Below are 24980 nucleotides of genomic sequence, written 5' to 3'. Positions count from 1 at the left end.
ATAACAGCTGTATCAATAATATTGGTATGGCTTTTTATTATGTTAAAAATTTATAGGTATTTAATATCTATCAAATTAATTAGAGATAGTATAAAAAAATATATATATTTACAATAAGTTGCAAAAAAAGGTATAATATACAAGTAAAGTATATTATATCAAAAGGGGAGTGTTATTATGAACGGAAATCAATCACCTACAATTAATATAGGGGATCTACTAAACTCAAGAAATCCATTTTTAATTCCTAAGCACCAGAGACCATATAGTTGGGAAGAAGAGGAGATAGAAGCTTTTTGTGATGATATTTTAGCAATTAAAGAAGAGAAAACATATTTTTTTGGTGGAATTGTAAGTATTTTAGACACAAATGATGTGAAGAATATACACTTTAAGATAGTAGATGGACAACAAAGATTAGCTACATTTTTTCTTGCATTAGCTGTATTAAGAGATGCATTATTTAATTTATCAGAAAATGATACAGAAAATGATACAGAAAATGATACAGAAATTTCAGAAGATAAAGAAAGTGCAAAAGCTACATTTGAAAATATTCAGAATACATTTTTAACTTATAAGACTGAAAGACCGCCTAAAACGCTATCAAAATTAGTTTTATCTGAGACAAATAAAGAATTTTTTAATGATATTATTGTTAACTGTCCAATTGTATATAATTATAATAATAATAATGATTCAAATAAAAAAATATATAATGCTATCGAAATTATTAATAATAAATTTGTAAATCCAATTGTAAATAGTGAATTAAGTTTTTCGGAAAAGGTTATTAAATTAAGCAATATAAAAGATAAAATAATTGAGTGTTGCCGTGTAGCACATATGTATGACAATGATCCTGAATATGCATATGAACTATTTGAAGTATTGAATGATAGGGGAAAAAGTTTGGCTATATGTGATTATTTAAGAAGTTCTACGCTTGAAATGATTGATGGGCATAAAGATGAAGATGATATTTTAGGTATATGGAATAATATAGGACTGAGTTCAAATGGTGACACATATATAAAGGATTATTTAATTTCGCATCAAGGTAGTGTAAAACGAACAAATTTACATAAGCAGTTTAGAGACAAATTTTTTAAATCTGATCTAGATATTTCTGAAAGTGATAAACAAACACAAATAATTGAAAGAATTAAAAATTTAAATGAGATATATGTTTCATATAATCATATTACAAATGGAGAGTACCCTTACCAATCTGGGAGTGAGTGGAGTAAGAGTAGACTTAAGTTATTAATAAAACAATTAAAGCATACTCAATGTATTCCGTTATTAATGGCTATTTATGAAAATAACAAAAATGATGATTCAATATTTATTAATACTGTAGAAATGTTAGAAAAGATTATATTTCGTGTCATGACAATATGTGGAGGAAGAGCAAATCAATTTACTAAAATCTATTCTGATGCAATAAAAAAAATACGATCAGGTAAGGAATGGCAAGATGAATTTAAGACTGACCTTATAAATATTTATTCAACAAAATATAATGATACTATTTTTAGTGAGGCACTGAAAAATTTAACATATTCTAATAATACCATTTATAAGATAAGATATTTATTAACTAATTTAGAATCTAATCTTAGATGGGCATCTGGTAAAGCACGTAATGGTGCTAGAAGAGAACCAGACAAAACTATGATTATAAATTTAGAAAACATTCAGGTGGAACATATTTATCCACAAACTGCTAGACAGGAGAATTTAGATGTATCTTTAGAGCCAATAAAACATAATATAGGGAATTTAAGTTTTTGGTCTTCAGATGACAATCAAGCAGAACAGAATGCACCTTTTAGTCAAAAAAAAGAATCTTATAGAGAATCTAGAATCCAGTTAACAAAGCAATTAAGCAAATATAAGGGTTGGAAAAAAAGAAACATTGATGCAAGACAGAAGGAGTATATAAAGATGAGTTTAAAAATATTTTGTATTGAATAACAATTATATAATATTTTAATTATAAATGATATATTTATTAAGATATCAAATCTATAGGAAATATTATCTTCCTATAGATTTGATATTATCAATATTAGTAAATTTAGATAAAGTAGTTCTAATAAATAGAGAACTTTTAGGGGTTTTATTTATTTCATTAATCACATAAGAAGGCTCACTTATTCCACATGCAGAACCAGCAGAAATTGCAATTTCATTAGCTAAATCTTTAATTAGCATTTCGTTAACTATACCAGGAATAAGCATACCTATCATACCAGGTATTTTATTGACTGGATCACCCAAAAATTCTGTTCCAGGATATTTAGCTAATATTATTTTCTTAGCCTCAACTTCAAATTCAGCAATTTTTTTCATATATTCATGCATATCTCTTTTAGCAATTTCACATGCTTTACCAAATCCAACAATATTATGAACTCCATGAGTTCCAGCTCTATATCCAAACTCTTGTTGACCACCATGAATTAAAGAAGTCATTTTATATTTAGTTAATCCATTTTGTTTTATGTATGCAGCACCTACACCTTTAGGGGCGTACATTTTATGAGCAGAGAATGAAAGGAAATCTACTGGCAAAGTAGCAACATCTATATCAATCTTACCTAAAACTTGAGTTGCATCTGAATGGAATAGTACATTGTTCTCTTTTGCAATTTTGCCAAGTGTATCTATATCATTTAATGATCCAATCTCATTGTTTCCATATATAAATGAAGCTAGGATAGTATTTTCCTTAATTGAATTTTTAAAGTCATCAGCATTTACTTGTCCGTATTCATTTACAGATAAGAAATCAACTTCAAAACCTCGATCTATTTTCTTTTCAGCTTTCTTTTTTACAAATCTACTAGCGACTGATTTATTAGGAAGATTATTAAATACTTCACCATTTAAAAATTTACAAGTTTGTAGAACTGATTTATGTTCAACAGTAGAAGTGATTATATGATTACCTTTTTCTTCATAGTATTTCATATAATCTGCAACACCTTTAATTATAAAATTATTGCTTTCAGAAGCACCGCTAGTAAATATTATTTCTTCAGGCTTTGCATTAATAAGCTCAGCGACTTGATTACGAGCTTTTTCAACTGCTTTTTCAGCATTTACAGCTAAAGTATAATGTCTACTTGACGGATTTCCAAACTCCTCCTTAAGGTAAGGAAGCATAGCTTCCAGTACCTCAGGATCAATAGGAGTAGTAGCACTATTATCTAAATATATCATATAGATACATCTCCTTTTTGAGTTAGTGTCTTTAAGAACCTCTCTAAATTACCACCTGAATACTTATAAAGGTTTTGAAGTATTTCAGCACCTTTATCTATATGTTTTTTGGTATAAAGAGGATAGTATTCATCATCGGTTAAGTGTTTATTTAAATTAACTTCCATTAATGATTTATACATATTATCAAATTCACCTGTTACTGTAGATCTTTGAAGTTCTAAACCATTAGTATCAGTTTCTTCATATAAATCTATAGAATTATCATCTTTTAATGATAATGCAATTGCAATCTTTGATAATGCAAATGGTTTAAGGTTGCTACTTGAACCTACTTCTTCAAATATTTCTTTTGTCTTTTTTGATGTCTTAAGTCTAAATCCCATAATTACACCTCAAAGTAACCTTTCTTAACTTCTGTTTTTCTAGCACCTTCATTGTATAGTAATAAATATTCATCACAAATATGAGGCTTAATTGCACAATATAAGTTAGAATCAATTTCTTCATTAGTAGAAAGAATAATAACTTGCTTACTAATCTTAGGTAAGTAATCTTCAGTTAATGATTTTCTATGACTTTCGTCTATTCTTGCATAAGGAGTATCAATTATGAATGGAACTTCAACTCCAGAACTCTTAATTAATGCCCAGATCAAGCAAAGGATGTATATTTGCTTTTCACCTTTAGAAAAATCATTAACATTTACTTTAGTTCTTAATTCTATTAATTCAAAAGTAGGATTAGCATTAAAGTGAGTAATTAATTCATCGATAGATTCTACTTTAAATTTATTAAGTAAATCTTCTATAAACTTAAGCCCATATTTTTTTGAAATATCATTTATTCCTAAGTTACTAATTATATTTAATACTTCAAATGAAGTGTAATCTCTACCTACATACAATGTAGACTCAAATGAATCATCAATTACTATGCTTGAAACATATTCATTTTTTCTTATTATAGTTTTGAATATATCTATAAAGTTATCTTCAATTAATCTTAATTTGTCTTTAGTCAATGTAGCTAGTAGAGCATCAAGGTATTCTGTTACATTAGATGATAACTCTAATACATTATTGTTTTGTAATGATGAAGTATATTGATTCTTGGCTCTTGTATAATGATATTCAGCATTTCTCAATTCTTCATGATAAGAATCTAGCGTATGTTTTAATGAAACAATAGAATTCTGCGTTTTAATTATTAATTCATTAAGGACTGATATATTTTCAAGGTAACTTTCAACGAGTTCTCCTGAGATAGTTGAATTTAATTTATCTCTATTTATTTTAAGTTCATTAGCTATAGATTTTAATTTATTAAAATTAATAACTATGGACTGTTTATGTTGATCTTCTTTTGAAAGTATTAAACTTATTGTCGAAAGAACATTAACTTTTTGATCATCTGATAATAGGAGAACTTGATATATACTTTCTAATTCTTCAACATTAAACATATTATTTAATATTGTAACTGCAACTTCATCAAAGTCTGCTGTAGTAGAGTTTAACTTAGGCAGAGTACTAAAAGATTTTTTGATTACTTCACCTGATAGTTTATTCTTAACAGCATTATAAGAAGAAAGATTTTCTTCTTGTTCAATTTGATTTTTAGTAGTTGATAGTAAGTTACTTACTATTAGGAATGGTAATATATCATTACAGAAATCCTTAATTTCTTGATTAATAATACTACGCTCATTTTCAAGTTTATTAATTTTAGCTGTAATTTGAGAACGTTCATTTTCTAAAATACCACCAGAACTTTTAAACTCTTCATCTAAGTTATTTTTCTTAACTAATAATTCATCTAATTCAGTTTCTTTAACTTCTAATTCAGAGTTTATCTCAGTAATTCTACTTTTAATATTTCTAACCCTTTCAAGAGTTTCATCATATGTAGCTTGTATTTCAGTTAAACTATCAGTACCTTTAGATATATTTCTTTGGAAAGAAAGTAGTTGCTTCTTTAATATATTAAAAGTATCATAATTGAATAATTGTAAAACTGCATCTTTTAAACCGTTAGATGAATTTTTACCGATAAAGAATTCAGTAAGTTCTTCACCATCAAAGAAAAAGAAGTCAAAAAGGCTAGGAGGTAATACAGATTGAAGATACCTATTGAAGTAATTAACTTCATCTTCGTTTAGGATAGTACCATTTTTGATAACTTCAAAAGTTTCAACTATTCTTTGATTAATATATTCCCAAGATCTATTTAAAGTATATTCATTTACTTGAGTACCTTCTTTAAATGATAATGAAATAGAAATATCACATTTAACTATATCGTTCTTAAATGCATTGTTGTTTATATTGTTCTTTATCTTAGTTAAATAGTTCGAATTTATTCCTAAGTAACCATAGCTCATAGGTCCGTAAATACAAAGTTTTATAGCTTCAAATAGAGTAGACTTACCTGCACCATTTTCTCCACCAATTAAAACTATATTTTTATTGTCTTTTGGAGAGAAAGAAAATTCAGTTTGGTCTTCATATGATCTAAAGTTTTTAAGTTTTATGCTGTTAATTATCATTTTCTATCTCCTCAACTATGCTTTTGTGTAGGTATCTTTGGTTTAGCACCTTAGAAATTGATTTATCCAATACAGTTTTATTAGTAAAATGCTTTGATTTATTAGTTTCAATAAGCAATTTATTAATTAAGTGATCAGATAAATTAAATTGTTTATTAAGTTCACTTATAGTACCTAAAGTTTCTGAGTCAAAAATAGGCTTTTTAAAATCATGCCAAGGTAGTTTTTCCCCAATTACTTCATAATAAATGTCAACAAGACTTCTTCTTGTTAAATCTTCTTCATCATCCCAAATCTTATCAATTTGTTCTAGTTCCTCAATTGTTATAAGAGGAAAGTCAATATATTCACTCATAATTACTTGAGTTTCTAATAACTTTCTAAGTATTTCTTTTCTACCAAAGAAGTTAAATGGACCATAACCAACAACATTTACATATGGTTTTGAATCTTTATCAAATATCTTAGTTTCATCAAGTTTATAATTGGATGAAAGTGGAAGTAATTCTAAGAATATCTTTTCCTTATCAGTAGACTCTCTACTACCAGATTCTAAGTCTTCACTAGTGTTTCTTAAGTCAATATATTCTTTATTAGTTTCTGTATCTTTAAATATATAACTTTTATTTAATGTTAACTCATCTATCATTGGAAGGTCTTCTAAGTATAATCTCTTATAATAGTGATTTCCATCACGTCTATATTGTTGTCTGTATTCGTGCTTATCTCTTATACTTAATAACCAAGATCTAAACTCTAGCAGTGGCATTAGCCATTCTTCACCATTTTTTATAAAGCCAGTAAGAGATTTATCTTCCTTTACGACTGTACAAATCCAGCATCCAAATCTTGAGTTACCACAAGAAGGGGAGTCAACTTCACCTTTAGCATTCTTAGTAATAGTAAATGGACATTCACCAGCATCTGATCCTGCATATAAAGCAAATAACTCGTTATTGTTTCCACCCCAAGGAGTTACTCCATTATTACTTAGTAAGGTTCTCCAAACATCATCTGTAGTATAATCGACAATTGGATTATATACATAGGTGTTTTGAAGTGAACCATGAGGAGTTAATAAATATCCATCAATAGCTCTATTTTCAATTCTTATTTTTCTAGCAATACTTTCAGCTTTTCTAACTCCAAGTAATACAATAACTTCTCCATTTTCTTTAACCTTTTCTTCAATGAATGTATTGGAAGGTTTAATCTTTAAACGTTCAGTACACCATCTAAATCTAATTGAAGTTGGAGTAGGTAACCCCTTACCAATTATGTTAGTCCAGAAGGTATTATCATAGTCTGGGTGAACCATTTCAGCATATAAAGGTAAACCTTTTGCTTTAGCGCCTTCATTGATTAATTTAGATGCTTCATTTAAATAGCCAAGAACTATAGGATTTTCAATTAATGTATCGGAAGATACAACATAAATTGGTTTATGTCTTTCTTCAGGGGATAGTGATTCTAACATTTGAAAAGCAAGTTGAACAACAACTGTACTATCTTTACCACCACTATAGCCTATAATCCAAGGTCGGCTGTCATTTTTATATACAAGCTTCATTTCAGCTATTACTTCATTTATCTTTTGGTTTATATCATTAGTTGTCATAGCAATATACATCCTTTATTTGTTAAATTCTTTTTCAAGCTTTTCTTCATCCTTAGTTAAAGGTAAATCTATTTTTGATTTAATTAAGTTGCATGTCAATTTTACATAGCTAGCACTTTTTACGATGCGCCCATTAGGTGCAATTACACGATTTTCCCAATCTTTAAGATTAGATCTATTCCAATCGATAGTATTTAACTTTGCAATATAATTTTGCCAATCACTATAATTATTTGTATATAAATAGTTACCTATAATACCAATAGCCTCAAGAACGACGCCATTAGAGTTTATGTATGTATTTCTAAAATTATGGGCACTCATTTCTTTGTTGAAAACGAACATCCATTCATTTATATTATTGCATAAACTATTCCAAAATTCTAGAACGAAATTAAATACTTCGGGATCATTTGGATTAATTTTATGTAGAAGTTTCTTATTAGTTTCAAAAATACTACTTAGTATAAATAACTTTGCCGAGTACTTTGGTAAAGAGGTATTTTCTTTATCAGTAAAGTTTTTTAAATACTCATTTTTTTCTAATAAGTTCTTAGTAATTATTGCAATAGGGTCTCTAGAATCATATAAAATACCTATTGATTTAGATACATTTACTGCATGTTTATTTAAATCAGCGAAGATTTGCTGACTTCTACGTAAACCTTCATCTATGAATAAAACAACAGAAATTGATTCTTCTCCAAGTTCTGGAGAGGCTTTTAATGCTTCTTCAATTGCAGCGCGTCTATGCTGACCATCATTAATAAGAAGTTTACTATCCATTGAGACTTTAAGTATTCCTATATCTTCATTAGTTTTGGCATCAAAAGCAGAGAATTCAAATTCACCATCAATTGAAGCAGTAAGAGAAGAAAATACATAATCTTTTGGATTTTCTATTATATAATTAGCCATTTCTGGTATTCTCGTTTTATTTAAAATTCTTTGAGATCTATATTCAGCCGGAAGTTCATCATCATTAAATATGAATAGTTTGGATAGAATCTTTAAAGGACACATTATTACAAAATATTCTTTTGAAGATTGTATTCCTTTTATAGCTGGAAAAGTGTAGAAAAAATTATTTTTCATGTTGCCTCCTACGTACGTAATAAGATATAATATTATTATACAATATTACGTACGTAAAGTAAACGGGATGATTAATATTTTTAAATGCAAATGATAAGGGGGAAAAATTATTGAGTTATGTACTGGGTAATAAACAAATAAAAAAAAGAATAGGTAAGGATATCTTTATTTATCCTTTTAAAGAATCAAATTTGAAAGGTACTTCTTACAACTTGACAGCAAGCAAGGTTGCATATCTTGCTTCAAATTATATGCTTGCAATCAATGGAAAAGATGAAATCGTTGTTCCACCAGGAGAAACTGTTTTAATTCAAACAGAAGAGGCGATATATACTAGAAGAAATATATGTGGTACATATCATTCAAAAGTCTCATTAGTAACAGAAGGATTCTCACATATTGGTACAACTTTAGATCCTGAATATTTTGGAGCTTCACTAATCGCATTGACTAATCATACTAAATTAGTAAAGAAGATAAGGTGCGGTGAGAGTATAGTTACTGTTATGTTTTACAAAGTAAGAGGTTGTGATAAAACAATGAAGGATAATTCACAAAATAGAGATGATTTAATGCCAAAAGAGTTTAATGGATTTAAGCAAAATCTAACTCAAAAGCAAAGATACCATTTAGAAAAGGAAGTAAATAAAAGTAGAAATGTTGAATGGAAAAAGGATTATACATCATTAATAAACATAGTAAGGAAAGAAAATAATATAAAAAAGTTTAGTATTCAGGATTTGATTTTTTTGTTAATATTTAGCTTCGTGATTGTAATAGTGTATAAACTTTATAATAATAACTTATTGAGTTTAGAAGCTTTTATATCAGCTGAGGTTGGAGTACTTATGGGTATGCTAACATGGCTTACAGATGTATCTAAGAAGTTCAGAAAGGATTAATAGAAGGTTATTTTATTGAAAAATTATTATTTATATATGAAATTTTAAGTATTATAAAATATATGGTATAAAAACATATACAAAGGAGCTTTTATGGGGAAAGTAAATAATGCACTAAGAATGTTAGCAATTCTTCGTAGTAGAAGAAAAGTTACAAGAAAAGAACTTTCAGAGGAACTTGAAGTTGGAATAAGAGAAATAACGAGATATAAAGAAGCTTTAGAGTATTCAGGAGTTACAATTACAGAAGTAAAAGGTAGATATGGTGGATATATATTAGAGAATAAAGATTATCTATTAAATCTTGAGTTAAGCAATCTTGAAGAGCTATCTTTAATTAAAGCTAAAGAATATTTAAGGGATCAAGGGTTACATTTTTACAATGACTTAAGTAGTGCGATAGAAAAAATTAAAGCTACAAAGCCAAAGGCTAATGAAGATATTAATGAAGAGATTTATTCTAAAGTAATAAAGATAAGAGCTAATCAAGAAGAGGAAAGTAATAAGTGGTTAACTATTAATGATGGGATAATAAACTCTAAAAAGATAAGGATAACTTATACTAACTCTAATGGAGAAGATAGTGAAAGGGTAATTCATCCTTATAAGTTATATACGTATTATGGATCAAATTACTTTGTGGGGTTTTGTGAAGAAAAACAGGAATTAAGACAATTTAAACTAGTAAGAATTAAGTGTATTAAATTATTAAATGAAAAGTTTGATAAGCCAGATTTTGATTTGAAAGAGTATCTTGGTAAAACCATAGGTATATTTAAGGATAAATCATACAGTATCAAGTTAAAGATAGAGTATCCATATGCACAGGGATTTAAAGAATATTGCTGGGTCGATAACGAAGAAATAGAAGATCACATAAATGAAGGATTCATTATATATAAAGCCACTGTAGAAGGTAAAACTCAAGTTATCACTTGGATAATGGGAATGGGAACAGCATGTGAAGTATTAGAGCCAGCAGATTTAAAAGAAGATGTTATAGCTGCATTTAAAGAAGTTTTAAAAAAGTACAAATAAATCTTTAAAAGGACAATATAAGTCACTATTAAGAGCTATTATTAGTACATAAAGTAAATTACAGAAGAGGTGCTAATAATGATAAAGATAAAACATAATTTAGATGCAACAAAATTCAAGTGGTTATGGAGCAAATACGTTGAGGACGGGAATGATGAAAAACATTGTACAAATTCATTAAAAGGAAAGTACAGCAAGAAATTCAGTAAACATAATGAGAATTTTAATAATGAAACTACTATAATATTTGATGAACAACCAGAAGACAAGTTTAAGGCAATTTATATCTGTGGTGTTATAAATAAAGGATATAGTCAAAAGAAAAACTATCCTCATAATGTTCATTTAGCAATAGTTCCAAAAGAAGGAGCAAGATGTCTTTATCAATTTGAGGAATGGGAAATAGAAATTGAAGATGGTATGATTTCAATGATACCAGAAATTGAAGAATTACCAGTAAAGTATCAGGGGTTACCAGATGAGTATGTAACTTGCAGGATATTCAGATGGGCTGTGGGGTATTTCTTTAATAGTATAAAGTAAACATATATATATATATAGGTGTATTGTAATTAAGCAATACACCTTTATTTGAATAGTATTTCATTTTTATAGGACAAGCAGAATATAAATTAATATGTTATTAATATAATTGAAGGGGAAGGTCGTGGAGAAATTTGATTTTAAGTATAAGGTTGAAGGGATGGATAGAAAAGAAAATATATTATCGAAACTATCAATAATAGATAGTATAGAAATTATATTTAATGCAATGACTAGAAATAAAGGTGATATGGAGATAATTGAGATACTTGAAGATAGCTCCAAAGAAGATAAAGATGTTGTAATAGTAATAAAGGGATATGGTAAAAATGTATCTAATTTATATGAAATTGATTATTCTAAGAATTTAAATGACAATATATTTTTACAAGCTATTATATTTATAGCATCACAGGTGAAGATAATAGCAACTATGAATGGAATAAAGAAAGAGAAGATAGTCAGTTTTGAAGCGATTAATAAAGATTTAATTAATGCTAGCAAACAAGCCATTGATGAAACAGATAATTTTAGTGAAAGTATAGAATTTAGGTTTAATACAGCAAATTTGACTACAAAGGGTAAAGGTTTACTAGAGGGGGATATGAGAAGAAAATTAAGGAATAATATAAGCTTAAGCTATAGAGAAGCTTTAAGTGGAGAACTAAATATTAAAATATTTGGACAAGATATAGTATGTAAACCCATTGATGCTACCATTGTAAATAAAGATGATTGTATTATTAATACTGATCCTGATACAAGAGTAATCCTATATAAAATGAAAAATGAAAAAGGTGGATTTGAAATTATAATAAACGACATTATAATAAACAAAAATAAAATAAAAGAAATTATAAATTGGAAAAAAGACCCGTTTCATAGAGATGGTTATACATTTAAAAGACTATTTATATCATTAAGGTTAATTAGAGAAGATTTTGATTCGAATGATTATCATAAAATTAATGAACTTATGGAAGTCTTTAAAGATGATATTTTAGAAAAAGTGAGAAATAGTTCTGAAATGTTCTTAAACCCAATTGTAAATATTAACTTTGAATATAGCCGAGAAGACATGGAGAAAATTAAAATAGATATGAAAATTTCTCATGCTACAATTGTAGTGAAAGAATTATTAGATAATTATTTAAAAGCAATAAAAAAAGAATAAACTTATAAGGAAAGTGGACAAGTTGAAAGTATTTAAATTTGTCCATTTTTATGAAAGCATAAGTTTTTTGTATTGCTATTATTTTATCGATGGTTACTTTCACTACATAGTTGTAGATGAATTCCATCATGCAGTATCTAACAATTATAAAAGAATCATTAATTACTTCACTCCAAAGTTCTTACTTGGACTTACTGCAACTCCTGAAAGATTAGATTCTAAGGATGTATTTGCACTTTGTGACTATAATATGGTTTATGAAGTAAGACTAAAGGAAGCTATAAATAAGGGATGGCTAGTTCCTTTTAGATATTATGGTATCTATGATGAAACAGTTAATTATGAAGATATAGATTTTAAGAATGGTAAATATGATGATAAACAATTAGAAGAAGCTTTAATGCTTAATAAAAGAGGCAAGCTTATATTAAATCATTACCTTAAATATAATTCAAAGAGAGCTATGGGCTTCTGTTCATCAAGACATCATGCCGAATATATGGCTAAGATGTTTAATGAAAATAATATTCCTTCAGCAGCAGTTTATAGTGGAGAATCTGGAGAATATTCAGAAGAAAGAAATATAGCATTATCAAAGTTAACTTCTGGAGAATTAAAGGTTATTTTCTCAGTAGATATGTTTAATGAAGGTTTAGATGTACCTGGTATTGATATGGTAATGTTTTTAAGACCAACTCAATCTCCAACAATATTCCTACAACAGCTTGGTAGAGGATTAAGAAAAGCTAAGGACAAGCAATACTTAAATGTATTAGATTTTATAGGGAATTACAAAAAAGCTAACTTAGCACCATTCTTGTTAAGTGGAAAAGATTATTCAACTACAGAAGCAAAGAGAAATACTCAAAGTGACTATGAATTTCCCGAAAACTGTGTAGTAGATTTTGATTTTAGGCTTATAGATATATTCAAGAAGCAAGCTGAAAGAGAAATGAAGATTAAAGATAAGATAAAAGAACAGTTTGAAATAGTAAAAGATATTCTAGGATACAGACCATCTAGAGTAGAACTATTTACTTATATGGATGATGCAGTATATGAAAATATAAAATCTAAAAATAAAGCAATGAATCCATTTTCGAATTACTTAGAGTATATTAAAGAAAATGATACATTAACTTTAGAGGAAGAAGAACTATATAACAGTAGAGCTAGAGAATTTATTAACATGATAGAAACTACAAGTATGAGTAAAACATATAAAATGCCTATTTTATTAGCTTTCTATAATGATGGTAACATAAAAATGGAAATTACAGAAGATGATATTTATAAGAGCTTTTATGAGTTCTATAGAAAAGGATCTAATAAAGTTGATATGTTGAAGGATAAGAATACAAGTGATTTTATTAACTGGGATAAGAAAAAGTATATTGCTTTAGCTAAAAATAATCCAGTTAAGTTCCTACTAAAAACTCATGGCGATTTCTTTAAAGTTAAGGAAGGCAGCGTTATAGCACTTCAAGATGACTTAAAGCAGTTTATAAATAATGAAGCATTTAAAAAGCATATGAAGGATGCTATAGATTTAAGAGTAGAAACTTATTATAAAAATAGGTTTTTAAATAAATAACTATATTTATGAAAGATAAAGGAGCGATAACTTTGAAGTTAACAAGAAGACAAATCACATTAAAGGTATTATCTAATTTTATAAACTCTAATTTAGATAAAATTAATGATGTAGAAATGAAAGCAAATAATATAACTTTTATGACTAACAGTGGTAAAATTAATATTAAAATTAAAACAAGTAAAGATTATACTGAGAATGAAGAAAATAAACATTGTTTATGGGTTTCATTTAGTAAAGAGGAATTAGAGAATTCAGAGAATAATGATTATTTTGTGGTAATATGCAGCGATAATCTAGAGAAATCATTAGTATTTACTAGGAATGAGTTAGTAGCTCATTTTAGCAATATATCAAAAAGAAAGAAAAATGATGAGATAGATTATGATATGTACCCTCATTTTATTGGAAGAAGTTGTATTGATTCAAGAGTAAAATCAGATGCTACACCTATTGATATAACTAAAAATTTAAATAATTATGTGTTTTAATTATTTAAATGAAAGTAGGGCAATAAATGAAAAATTATAATAAATTAGTTAGAGATCTTATACCAGAAGTAATTAAAGCTGATGGTAAGGAATGTGAAATAGAAATAGCTAAGGATGAAGAAAAAACAGAACTTCTTGAAGCTAAGCTTATGGAGGAAGTTAATGAATATCTTCAAGATAAAAACTTAGAAGAGCTTACAGATGTTATGGAAGTTTTATTTGGATTAGCTAATAATTTAGGATATTCAGAAGAGGATTTACTTAATAAGAGAAATGAAAAACTTAAAGCTCGTGGTGGATTTAAAGAAGGAATTATATTGAAAAACGTATATTAGATAAAAGCTTGTAGTTTAGTTATGGTTACTAAGCTTATAATTATAATTGTTATAGTTTTTTCTGTTTAATATTATTGTTTTTTAGATATAATTGTATCTAGATATAGGTATAAGAACGTTTCATATGGCTAAGTGTGAGTTTGTAAGAAATAAATGACATTGTGCAATTATAGACTTATGTGAATTTGTGGGACTGAATATTGAATTAAATATAAATTAGAGGAAGATTAGAGTGGAAGATAATAAACAAAAATTATATGATATTTTTTAAAATTATTCATATGATGATTTAATGAAGTTATTTAAAGATGCTAAAACAAAAGAAGAACAGGACTTTTATGTTACTTTATCTAATTTAGTACTTCAAAGAGAAGCTAAAAAGGTTATAGGTAAGTAGTATGGCAACTTATACAATTTTTGCAGGAGTAAATGGAGCAGGGAAAACATCTATTTATAAAGCTACTTATTATGAAAAGAATAAAGATGAAAAAAGAATAAATACTGATGAAATGGTAGCTAGAATTGGCTCATGGCAGGACAATAACTTACAGATTAAGTGTGCTAGAGAGGCTGTTAAGTTGATTAGAGAATATATTAAGGGAGGTATATCTTTTAATCAAGAGACTACTTTATCAGGAAAAAGTATTATCAATAATATTAAGAAGGCAAAAGAAAACAACTTTTATGTTGTTATGAATTATATAGGAGTGGAAAGTATTAATATCGCCAAAGAAAGAGTTGCTATAAGGGTAAGCAAAGGTGGACATGGAATAGCAGATGAGGCTATAGAAAGAAGATATTATGATTCGCTTAACAATCTAAATAGTGTTATTTAGATATGTGATGAAATTAATATTTATGACAATTCAGATATGTTTAAGTTGGTTATCTCAATAAAAGATGGAGAAATAATTTGGCAAGATCACAAAATACCACAGTGGAGTAATAACCTATTTAGAAAAAGTAGTATGTGAATTTAAAAAGATAAGAAGTATTATAGAATAAATGAATTTTACCAAGTGTGCTATATATAATGGTACACTTTTTTATATATGGAAGCTAAAGATAGTCAGGTATAAAAAGCTTGTGTTTACAGATATTAATTGTAAAATATGTATAGTTTAAGTTTGGAGTGTTGAATATGATTTCTTTAGTTGATGAGGCTTATAAAATAGCTGATAGTAATAATGTAATATTAAAAGGAAATATAAAAATAAGTAATAATACTAATTGTTTAATATTTGCACATTACTGTGATAGTACTTTATTTTATAAGAAGTTTTTTAAGATTTCAAAAGATGTTTTAAAAGTAAATAATATAGCAAATAAAAATCTGAAGGAAATTAAAAAGTTAGTTAAAAGCTATGGTTACAAAAAGGTTTGGGCTAAAGGTGTATTTTCATTTTATGGGGATTTAAGACCTTTAGCAGTGGAAGCTGGATTTGGTAAATGGTCAGATAGTGGGATTATAGAAAATAAAAAATATGGTACTAATTTTATGATTACTGCTGTGTTTTATAAATAAAAAAGTAAGATATTAAAACGTTAGGTCTTATTTATGAAAGATAAGATGTAACTTGACTTAATGGGATTTGCAATAAGAGAGGATAAAAGTTATGAAAAATTATAATAAGTTAGTTAGAGATCTTATACCAGAAGTAATTAAAGCTGATGGTAAAGACTGTGATATAGAAATAGCTTCAAGGGAAAATAGAGGGGAACTTTTAGAGGCTAAGCTTATGGAAGAAGTAAACGAATATCTTCAAGATAAAAACTTAGAAGAGCTTGCAGATGTCATGGAAGTTTTATTTGGATTAGCTCATAATCTTGGATATTCTGAAGAGGATTTATTAAATAAAAGAAATGAAAAGTTTAAAGCTCGTGGTGGCTTTAAAGAGGGAGTAGTATTAAAAAAGGTATATTAAAAAATAAGGTACAGTGATAGTTTGTTCATTGTACCTTATTTTACTATTTGATACGTATAATCATCTTTAATAGTATAAAGATAAAGCATAATTAAAAAGATATAATTTAAAAAATAATAATAAAATTGCTTTGTATTATATAATTTGTGCGAAGAATCAATATTTTGAATCTACTAAAACTATAGATATTATTAATCTAAACAAAAAAAGTGAGTATGCCAGTACTCACTACCTGCTCTAACAACTATGTGTTAAATAGAATTTATTCTCTCCACTTGTAAGATACTAAAACCCGTACCGTTATATTATCAAAATTAAGTATATAATTCAACAGGTTATATTTTCTAGTTTGATAATGGTGATGACTAGTAGATTGTATTTAAACTATCCTTTTAATATGTATAAAGTGAAATTTGGATGAATATATAATAATGTAGTTTATTAAAACGCTGTAATTTTTAGGTGTAAAGGTTTACTACGATATGTATTTTTTATGAATTTATAATATATTTAATAAGGGGATGATTTTATACATGTCGAATTTAGAGTTAGCTAAAAAGATTGTTGAAGTTATTGGTGGAAAAGTAAACATTGTTAAAGCTACAAATTGTATGACTAGATTAAGGGTAACTGTAAAAGATTTAGGGCTAATAAAAGAAGATGAGTTAAAAAATATTGATGGGGTACTTGGTGTAGTTAAAAATGGTAATTATATTCAAATCGTATTAGGGCCAGGTAAAGCTAAGAAGATAACTGATATATGTATTGATGAGTTAGGAGTTCCTAGAGATAGTGGAGTAACTGAGGATTGGAAGGAAAATAAGTCTGCGATTAAAGGAGCACAAAAAGAAAGTAAATTTAAGAGAATAATTGCAACTATTGCTAATATATTTATTCCATTAATACCTGCTATTATAGCTGCGGGGATTTTTAATGGTTTAGCAAGTTTAATTTCTACATTACAAGGGCAAGGAACACTTTCGACAGTTGGTTTTTGGAATGTAACTCAGTTATTATTCTCTCTTATAGGAGGAGGATTTTTAGGGTATTTTGCTATCTATACAGGTATTAATTCTGCTAAACAATTTGGGGCTACTGAAGGGCTAGGTGGAATGATTGGTGCTATGTCTATTAGTGCTAATATAGTGGCTTTATCTCAAACCTTTGGATTGTATAATGAAGAGATTCCTCTAAACTCTATTTTAACTACAGGAAAAGGTGGAATTATTGGTGTTATAATGGGTGTTTACTTATTGGCAAAAATAGAAAAGGCTATACATAAGAGAATGCCTGACGTATTGGATTTAATATTAACACCTTTATTAACATTACTTATAACAGCTATTTTATTTGTATTTATAATAATGCCTGTAGCTGGATTTATATCTGATGGATTAGTTTCTGCTTTAAGTGTAATAATAAATTCTTCAAACCCAGTTGTAAGTATAATTAGTGGATATGTATTAGCGGCACTTTTCTTACCAATGGTTTTATTGGGATTACATCATGGATTAATTCCTATCTACGCAGTTCAATTAGAAGCTATGGGTGGAGTTTCTTTATTTCCAGTACTTGCTATGGCTGGTGCAGGACAAGTTGGAGCTGCTATAGCTATATATCTAATAGCTAAAAAAGTTCATAATGATAGATTAAAGAAGGTTATTGTAGGTGCATTGCCAGCAGGATTCTTAGGTGTCGGAGAACCTTTAATATATGGTGTTACTTTGCCTATGTTTAAACCATTTATAACCGCTGGGTTAGGAGCAGGATTTGGTGGAGCCTATGTAATGCTTACACACGTTTTAGCAAATTCATGGGGGCCTTCAGGTTTAGTTGCAATTCCAATAATGCAACCTCAGTCAATGTTAAATTTCTTTTTTGGTCTTTGTATTTCATACATTGCTGGCTTTATTATAACTTATTTTGTAATAAAAGAAGAAGATGTAAAGAATGTATAGATAAAATTGATAAAGAGATGTCATGTAAGTGATTTTTAAATAACTTACAGGTACTGCTTGTTAAAAAACTATTGTTAATCCAATATATACTACTTCCCAAAGTGGGTAAGGTACAATGATAATTTTTCATTGTACCTTATTAAATTTGCTATTATATATCCAAATAGCTTGAATAAACAAAATAATACTACAAACCCATACAGCCTTAGTATTTAAAAGTAGTGATATTAGTGTACCTGGAATAGCTCCAATAGCAAAGGAAAAAGTAAGAGATGTAAAGTAAATAAGTGTTTCTAATGATTTTATACTTTTTTGGTCTAAGGCTTTGAATAATAGTTGACCAACATTTCTAATATTTCCTGTACATATAGTTGTGTTAAATGGAATGCCAAGACATTCTCTAAATAAACATAATTGATATCCCATTAAAAATGAAACTAGATTAGTTACAATTAGATCAGGAAAAGTGCTAGGAATTAATCCTATGAAAAATAATAAAGTACTTTCTAAAATAAGAGCTAATATTCTCCATTCACCTTTAAACTTTGTCTTTATAATAATAGTTTTTACTAATGCACTAAATGCAGCTCCTAATATACAGGCAATAATGGGAATAAAGTAGTTTAGTGCTTCAATATAGTTTCCTAGACCTATGTTTATTCCTAGTTTTGACATATTAGCAGTATGCATATTAGCTAGTATTTCATTTCTTGTAACATAGGTATATCCGTTCATATAACCACCTACGAAGGTTATTATCATAAGGAAAATAGGCCTTGTATAAGGTGGAATTATTTCTTTTCTTTTATCTTTGGCTTTATATTTCATGTAATTCATCCTTTGACTCTTTTAATTAGTAAACTTTATGTACATAGTATTCCCTATAAGATATATGGAATTCTTTTAAGCTCTTTATGTTTATATAAATTATTAAAGCTTTCGTCTATAATAGGTTAAGTTTAATGGTATAATAATGTGAGCAGAATTATATGTGGATACATTGGAGGAAGTGATTATTTGACAAAGAAAAATAGGAAGATTGCTGATTGGCTTAAAATAGATTTTTTAAAGTATAGTGATGATATTATAAGAGATAAAGGGAAAAAAGGCATAAATCTTGTAAAGGAGATAGATGTAAGTGAGGATTATTCTGATGGCTTTTTAGATATCTTTGGAGTTGTGAAGTCTAAGGAGTGGTTGACTGATTCTCAGGAAACACATATTAATATAGATTTAAGAAGTAATGAAATAAATGAATTTGAGTGTGACTGCTATCATCATTATCAAAGTACAATGGATGGTGAGAGATTAGCTTGTGAGCATATTGCAGCTACATATTATAAGTATATAAATATGCTTGAATGTAACAAAATAGATTATCCCAATTTAGAGGTGCTTGCAGAGCAGGAGAAATATAATAAGGGGTTTGAACTTCTTGAAAGATTAGGTAGTAGTATTGTAAGCAATAGAGAGCTTGTAAATGTTGAAATCTCTTTAATTGAGAAGGATTATAATAGTTATCAAGCATCTTTTAAGGTTGGAAATAAGAAACTGTATGTAGTTAAAAATATTTTCGAATTTATAAAGGCTATGGATAATAAGAGTCAGTTAGAGTTCGGAAAAGGTTTTGTGTATGATGGTAGTATACATAAGTTTTCAAAGGAAGATATGAAGATTATTGATTTCATAAGGGAGTATGCTAATATTTCAGAAGCATTAAATGAAGGCAGTAATCAAGGATATGGTTTTGGATACTATGGATATAATAGGGGAAACTCTGCAAGACTTATAAAAAATAAGGTGATGATACTTGTAGGACCAGCATTAAAGAGATTTTTAGAGCTTGCTTCTGATAAAACTATAAATATGGAAGCTACTTATTTTAAAGGGAAAACTAATATAATTATGGATAATATACCTTTAAGCTTAAGTCTTAAGGAAGAAAATGATAATATTATATTAGAGAAAAATGGTGAGTTTCCTAGAGAGTTAATAAGAAATAGTGGAGTTTTCTTATATGATGAAAAGATATATATTCCTACAGATGATCAAAAGGAGCAGTTATTACCTTTTGTAAATATATTTAGTAGGGATGATAGTGCAATATTTAAAAAAGCTCAAGCAGAAAAAGTTTTTACTACACTTGTTCCTGCTATAAAAGCTATAGCTAATGAGTTAGTTGTTGATGAAGCTATAGAAGAAAAGGTGACTTCAGAGGAGCTAGAGCTTGAATTTTACTTTGATAGAGACAGAACTTCTTCATGGTGCATGGTTAAGTGCAAATATGGAAATGAAGTTTTTGATATGCTTCAAGGTTATAAAGGCGAAAAGTACTTAATAAGAGATTTGAAAAAAGAAAATGACGTAATAAATAGCTTAAGTAATTTTAAGTTTTATATAGATAAAGACAAATTTAAATTTACCGGTGATGATGAGGAATTATATAATTTTCTATTTAAAGGTATAGAAAGCTTGAGTAGCATTGGTGAAGTTTATTATTCAGATAGATTTAAAGAGCAGAAGGTTTATAAATCAGGTGCAATAAGTGCAGCTGTTGGAGAAAAAGGTGGATTTTTAGAGTTTAGCTTTGATATAGACCAAGTTGATCCTAATGAGTTTAATAATATCTTAAAGGCTTTTAGAAGTAACAGAAAATTTTATAAGCTTAAAAATGATAGTTTTATAAGTCTAGAAGAAAAGGAAACTCAAGGCTTTTTAGAGCTTCTTGATAATATTTTAGGAGATAAAAAGCTTAAGGGAAATAAGTTCGAGATATCTAAAAATAAGGCTATATATTTAAGTGATACAATAAGAGATAAAAATCTTAACTTTATAAACGGAAATGAAGTAGCAGACAATATTAAGGAAAGCTTTGATACCTTAGATAAAGTTGATTATAAGCTTCCAGAGGAGTTAAAGGCTACCCTTAGAGAGTATCAAATAACAGGCTTTAATTGGTTTAAGACAGTAAGTCATTATGGCTTTGGTGGAATCCTTGCTGATGAGATGGGACTTGGGAAAACTGTACAGACTATAGCCTTTTTATTGTCAGAAAAGGGTAAAAAGAGTCTTATAGTTACACCTACTTCACTTATTTACAACTGGAAAAATGAATTTGAAAAATTTGCTCCTACTATGAAGGTGTGTACACTTCATGGAACTAAAGAAGAGCGGGCAGAACTTTTTGAAAAAGTAGAAGAGTATGATGTAATATTAACTACTTATGGAACATTAAGAAATGACTTTGAAAGATACGAAGAGTTAGCCTTTGATTATTGCATAATAGATGAAGGTCAAAATATTAAAAATCCATTAGCTCAAAGTAGTGAAGCTGTAAAAGAAGTTAAAGCAAAGGTTAAGTTTGCTTTAACAGGAACCCCTATTGAAAATAACTTAATGGAGCTTTGGTCAATATTTGATTTTGTAATGCCAGGATACTTATATAATAAATCAAGATTCCAAGAAAAGTTTATAGGGGCAAAGGATGACAGAGCAATAGCAGAGCTTAAAAAACTAATAAGACCATTTGTTTTAAGAAGGCTAAAGATAAATGTAATGAAGGAGCTTCCAGATAAGATAGAGAAAAAGTTCTTTGTAGAAATGACAGAAGAACAGAAAAAAGTATACAGCACTTTTGTTAAGGATATTCAAGAAAAGATGGAAAATCAAGACTTTTCAAAAGATAAAATTACTGTGTTTTCATACTTAACAAAGCTTCGTCAGCTATGTCTTGATCCATCAATAATAGTAGATGGATATATAGGAGGAAGTGCTAAGATAGATGTAGCATTAGATATTATTAAAGAAAATATTGAAAGTAATAATAAGATACTATTATTTTCACAGTTTACATCAGTTTTAGCTAATATAAAAGAAGTATTAGACCATAATAACATAGGATATTACTACTTAGACGGTCAAACGAAAGCAAGTAATAGAGTAAACATGGTTAATAGCTTTAACGCAGATAAAGAGAAAAAGGTATTTTTAATATCCTTGAAAGCTGGAGGAACAGGACTAAACTTAACTAGTGCTAATATTGTAGTTCACTTTGATCCATGGTGGAATCCTGCTATAGAGGATCAAGCAACAGATAGAGCACATAGAATAGGGCAAAAAAATATTGTTGAAGTAATAAAGCTTATTTCACAAGGAACTGTTGAAGAAAAGATAATTACTATGCAGGAGAGCAAGAAAGAGCTTATAAATCAAGTTATGGAAGGCGATTTCAAGGAAGGTAGTTTCCTTAAGAACTTAAAAGATAATGAGATAGTAGAGCTATTTAAATTTTAATAATTTTAACTTTAGGCAACAAAGTATTACTATATATAATTTAAAAATAAAATTTAGATTTTAATAAATAGATAAGTTAAAAATATTTTTATAATATTTATAATTAATTGATTTTAGGAAAAAATAGCTACAGGAAAGAATTTAAATACAAAAGGTGGTAGCTATGAGTAGAAAGTTATTATATATAAGCGTTAATTCAAAACCAGAAAATTTATCATCTTCTAAATCAGTAGCGAGAGATTTTATTAATAAGTTTCTTGAAAAAAACAAAGATTTTGAAGTTGAGGAAGTAGATTTATATAAAGAACATATACCGAGATTAGAGTATCAGTATTTTGAAAGTCGTAACTGTATTATTAATGAAGAGGCAACAAAGAAATTACCTGAAAAGGAGCAAAAAGAGGTACAAAGAATAAGGGAACTATGTGATCAGTTTATAAGTGCAGATATGTATGTTATAGCTGCTCCAATGTGGAGTGTATCATTTCCGGCTCCATTAAAAGAGTATATTGATTGTATTGTTCAAGTAAATAAGACGATATTAATCGAAAAGGATAAGAAGCCTAAAGGGTTACTAGAGGATAAGAAAAGAGCATTAGTATATATACAATCATCAGGTGGAAGTATTCCTTGGATATTAGATCCAATAATGGACAAAGGAGAAAACTACATAGCTTCTATTATGAAACTAATGGGAATAAAAGATGTTATTGAACTTAAAGTAGATGGAACAGGAACTACTGAGGAAGAAAGACAAAATTCTATAAATAAAGCTAAAGAAAAAAGTAATGATATAATAAATGGCTTAGATTTTAATTAATAAAATGTACTAAATAGCATCTATATAAAATTGGAATAACTGTTGATTCAGCAATAAATATACTAAATGAAAATGTAGAAATAAGAAATACTTTATATTTGTTTATAAAGAGTTTTTCTTAAACTAAGATTAAATAATTAACCAGTATCTATTTGATTAATTCAATATAGATACTGGTTTTTTAGTATTTATATTGTGCAATATATAATTAAAGAATTTTAATGGAAGGAAATGTTAAATAGGTAACGAATAGTATAGCTTAAAAGATTAAATTGTATTTTTATTCATTTTTGCATTTTTATAAGGAAAAGGGAATATTGTTAATTATGACTGTTTCAGAAATAACAATAGTTATATTTACTAATTATAGTTGGTAAAGTCTGAAAATTTAATATTAGGGGGTTCTGTATGAAGGAAAATGGATTGTTTTGCATAGGTAAGGTTGAAGAAATATGTAGGCTCTCCAAAAAGACACTTAGATATTATGACAAAATGGGCATACTATCACCAGATAAGGTATCCAATGAAAGTGGATATAGATACTATAGTAAAAAAACACTGTTATCAGTACCAATGATAAAGTATTACAAGCAAAGTGGTTTTAAGCTTGAAGAAATGAGAGCTTTACTTAATGGAACACACTTTTCAGTAATAGAGCATCGTTTTAGAGATAAAATAGATGAACTAAAAAAAGAAGAAATTGACTTGAAATTGAAAATTAGGTCAATTGAGGATTGGTATAAGCTCATTTTAGAGGCAGAAATGGTGTTAGAAAATAATATGAAAAATATTTCAGTAAAATATATAGAGCCAACTAGATTAGTTTGCTTAGAGCAAGATTTTAAATATGATTACATGGATTCTATTATAAATATAGAATTTACAAATTATATAGACAGTATAAAAAATGCTATAACTGGACCTGTTATAATTGAATATCCATCTATAGAAGACAAAATTAAAGGAACTTGCAAAAGGGCTAGAATATTACAAAAAACAATTTTAGAGTGTGAAGATGAATTGACAGTTAACTATGGAGGTTGTATGTTTGCATCATGTTATCATATAGGATCTCATGAGAAGTTAAACGAAACATATATGAAAATTAAAAAGTGGGCTAAGGAAAATAATTATAGTTGTGATTCGAAATCATATGAGAGATATGTGATAGATTATTGGACAACTAAAGATACTAATAAATTTGTAACTGAAGTAATGGTAAAGCTAACAAAAGATAAGTGTAGGAAAATAAAGTAAACGTTGCCCTAAGGGTAAAGTAATAAAGCTAATGTAGTATTTAATAAGAGTTATTTTAGTATACAAATTACTAAATTAGCTTAGTAATTTGTAGGAAATTAACTATTGACATTCCCCCAAAGGGAAAGCCCTATAATTAAATTAGAATTATTATGAAA

At 27.8% G+C, this 24980-nt stretch carries 19 protein-coding genes and 2 pseudogenes; 15 read left to right on the top strand and 6 right to left on the bottom strand.

The features are described from left to right. Positions 1-177: 177 nt before the first annotated feature. The gene (locus H8S20_RS12990) at positions 178-1980 is read left to right on the top strand and encodes a DUF262 domain-containing protein (protein ID WP_186860398.1); all 1803 of its coding nucleotides are present in this window, start codon (positions 178-180) and stop codon (positions 1978-1980) included. 63 nt (positions 1981-2043) lie between these two features. Here the strand turns inward: H8S20_RS12990 and H8S20_RS12985 are convergent, their stop codons facing one another. Genes H8S20_RS12985 through dndB form a run of 5 tightly spaced genes read right to left on the bottom strand, consistent with a single transcriptional unit; the run spans position 2044 to position 8492 of the window. Further along, positions 2044-3231: a cysteine desulfurase family protein gene (locus tag H8S20_RS12985; protein ID WP_186860397.1), complete on the bottom strand. Its 1188-nt coding sequence runs from the start codon at positions 3229-3231 to the stop codon at positions 2044-2046. Next, positions 3228-3617, bottom strand: coding sequence for a DndE family protein (locus H8S20_RS12980; RefSeq protein ID WP_186860396.1), 390 nt, complete (start codon positions 3615-3617; stop codon positions 3228-3230). The genes H8S20_RS12985 and H8S20_RS12980 overlap by 4 nt, the downstream gene beginning before the upstream one ends. Before the next feature lie 2 nt (positions 3618-3619). Continuing rightward, positions 3620-5779 (bottom strand): DNA sulfur modification protein DndD, encoded by a 2160-nt coding sequence (gene dndD, locus H8S20_RS12975; protein WP_186860395.1) that lies wholly within the window; start codon positions 5777-5779, stop codon positions 3620-3622. Next, positions 5769-7397, bottom strand: coding sequence for a DNA phosphorothioation system sulfurtransferase DndC (dndC, locus tag H8S20_RS12970; RefSeq protein ID WP_186860394.1), 1629 nt, complete (start codon positions 7395-7397; stop codon positions 5769-5771). The genes dndD and dndC overlap by 11 nt, the downstream gene beginning before the upstream one ends. A gap of 15 nt (positions 7398-7412) precedes the next feature. After that, a complete protein-coding gene (gene dndB / locus H8S20_RS12965) occupies positions 7413-8492 on the bottom strand; it encodes a DNA sulfur modification protein DndB (RefSeq protein WP_186860393.1) in 1080 nt (359 codons plus the stop codon). Positions 8493-8602: 110 nt separating this feature from the next. Between dndB and H8S20_RS12960 the strand changes: the two genes are divergently transcribed. The 11 genes and pseudogenes from H8S20_RS12960 (at position 8603) to H8S20_RS12910 (ending at position 18452) form a co-directional block, all read left to right on the top strand. Beyond that, on the top strand, positions 8603-9394 hold the full coding sequence (locus tag H8S20_RS12960) for a dCTP deaminase domain-containing protein (RefSeq protein WP_186860392.1): 792 nt from the start codon (positions 8603-8605) through the stop codon (positions 9392-9394). A 93-nt stretch (positions 9395-9487) separates the two neighbouring features. Beyond that, a complete protein-coding gene (locus H8S20_RS12955) occupies positions 9488-10432 on the top strand; it encodes a helix-turn-helix transcriptional regulator (protein WP_186860391.1) in 945 nt (314 codons plus the stop codon). A gap of 78 nt (positions 10433-10510) precedes the next feature. Continuing rightward, positions 10511-10975 (top strand): hypothetical protein, encoded by a 465-nt coding sequence (locus tag H8S20_RS12950; RefSeq protein WP_186860390.1) that lies wholly within the window; start codon positions 10511-10513, stop codon positions 10973-10975. A 124-nt stretch (positions 10976-11099) separates the two neighbouring features. After that, entirely contained in the window at positions 11100-12149 is a 1050-nt protein-coding gene (locus tag H8S20_RS12945; protein WP_186860389.1) for a hypothetical protein, read from the top strand. A gap of 16 nt (positions 12150-12165) precedes the next feature. Further along, positions 12166-13743 (top strand): annotated as a pseudogene (locus H8S20_RS12940) (DEAD/DEAH box helicase); the annotation flags it as partial. Between the two features lie 32 nt (positions 13744-13775). Beyond that, the gene (locus H8S20_RS12935; RefSeq protein WP_186860388.1) at positions 13776-14234 is read left to right on the top strand and encodes a hypothetical protein; all 459 of its coding nucleotides are present in this window, start codon (positions 13776-13778) and stop codon (positions 14232-14234) included. A gap of 26 nt (positions 14235-14260) precedes the next feature. Continuing rightward, positions 14261-14569, top strand: a complete 309-nt coding sequence (locus H8S20_RS12930; RefSeq protein WP_186860387.1) for a nucleoside triphosphate pyrophosphohydrolase — start codon at positions 14261-14263, stop codon at positions 14567-14569. Between the two features lie 398 nt (positions 14570-14967). Beyond that, positions 14968-15543 (top strand): annotated as a pseudogene (locus tag H8S20_RS12925) (ATPase). Between the two features lie 167 nt (positions 15544-15710). Next, a complete protein-coding gene (locus tag H8S20_RS12920) occupies positions 15711-16094 on the top strand; it encodes a hypothetical protein (RefSeq protein ID WP_186860386.1) in 384 nt (127 codons plus the stop codon). A gap of 91 nt (positions 16095-16185) precedes the next feature. Next, the gene (locus tag H8S20_RS12915) at positions 16186-16494 is read left to right on the top strand and encodes a nucleoside triphosphate pyrophosphohydrolase (RefSeq protein WP_186860385.1); all 309 of its coding nucleotides are present in this window, start codon (positions 16186-16188) and stop codon (positions 16492-16494) included. A gap of 533 nt (positions 16495-17027) precedes the next feature. Further along, on the top strand, positions 17028-18452 hold the full coding sequence (locus H8S20_RS12910) for a PTS transporter subunit EIIC (RefSeq protein WP_032118400.1): 1425 nt from the start codon (positions 17028-17030) through the stop codon (positions 18450-18452). Positions 18453-18578: 126 nt separating this feature from the next. Here the strand turns inward: H8S20_RS12910 and H8S20_RS12905 are convergent, their stop codons facing one another. Beyond that, positions 18579-19280 (bottom strand): YoaK family protein, encoded by a 702-nt coding sequence (locus H8S20_RS12905; RefSeq protein WP_032118401.1) that lies wholly within the window; start codon positions 19278-19280, stop codon positions 18579-18581. A gap of 189 nt (positions 19281-19469) precedes the next feature. Here H8S20_RS12905 and H8S20_RS12900 point away from each other — a divergent pair, with 189 nt between their 5' ends. From H8S20_RS12900 to H8S20_RS12890, 3 genes are all read left to right on the top strand, one after another. Beyond that, a complete protein-coding gene (locus tag H8S20_RS12900; RefSeq protein ID WP_186860384.1) occupies positions 19470-22745 on the top strand; it encodes a DEAD/DEAH box helicase in 3276 nt (1091 codons plus the stop codon). A gap of 163 nt (positions 22746-22908) precedes the next feature. After that, positions 22909-23565, top strand: coding sequence for an FMN-dependent NADH-azoreductase (locus H8S20_RS12895; RefSeq protein ID WP_186860383.1), 657 nt, complete (start codon positions 22909-22911; stop codon positions 23563-23565). 408 nt (positions 23566-23973) lie between these two features. Next, positions 23974-24822, top strand: a complete 849-nt coding sequence (locus H8S20_RS12890; protein WP_186860382.1) for a MerR family transcriptional regulator — start codon at positions 23974-23976, stop codon at positions 24820-24822. Positions 24823-24980: the final 158 nt, after the last annotated feature.

Source organism: Clostridium hominis (assembly GCF_014287825.1).
GTDB lineage: Bacteria > Bacillota > Clostridia > Clostridiales > Clostridiaceae > Clostridium > Clostridium hominis.
This window is presented reverse-complemented; position numbering and strand designations above follow the sequence as displayed.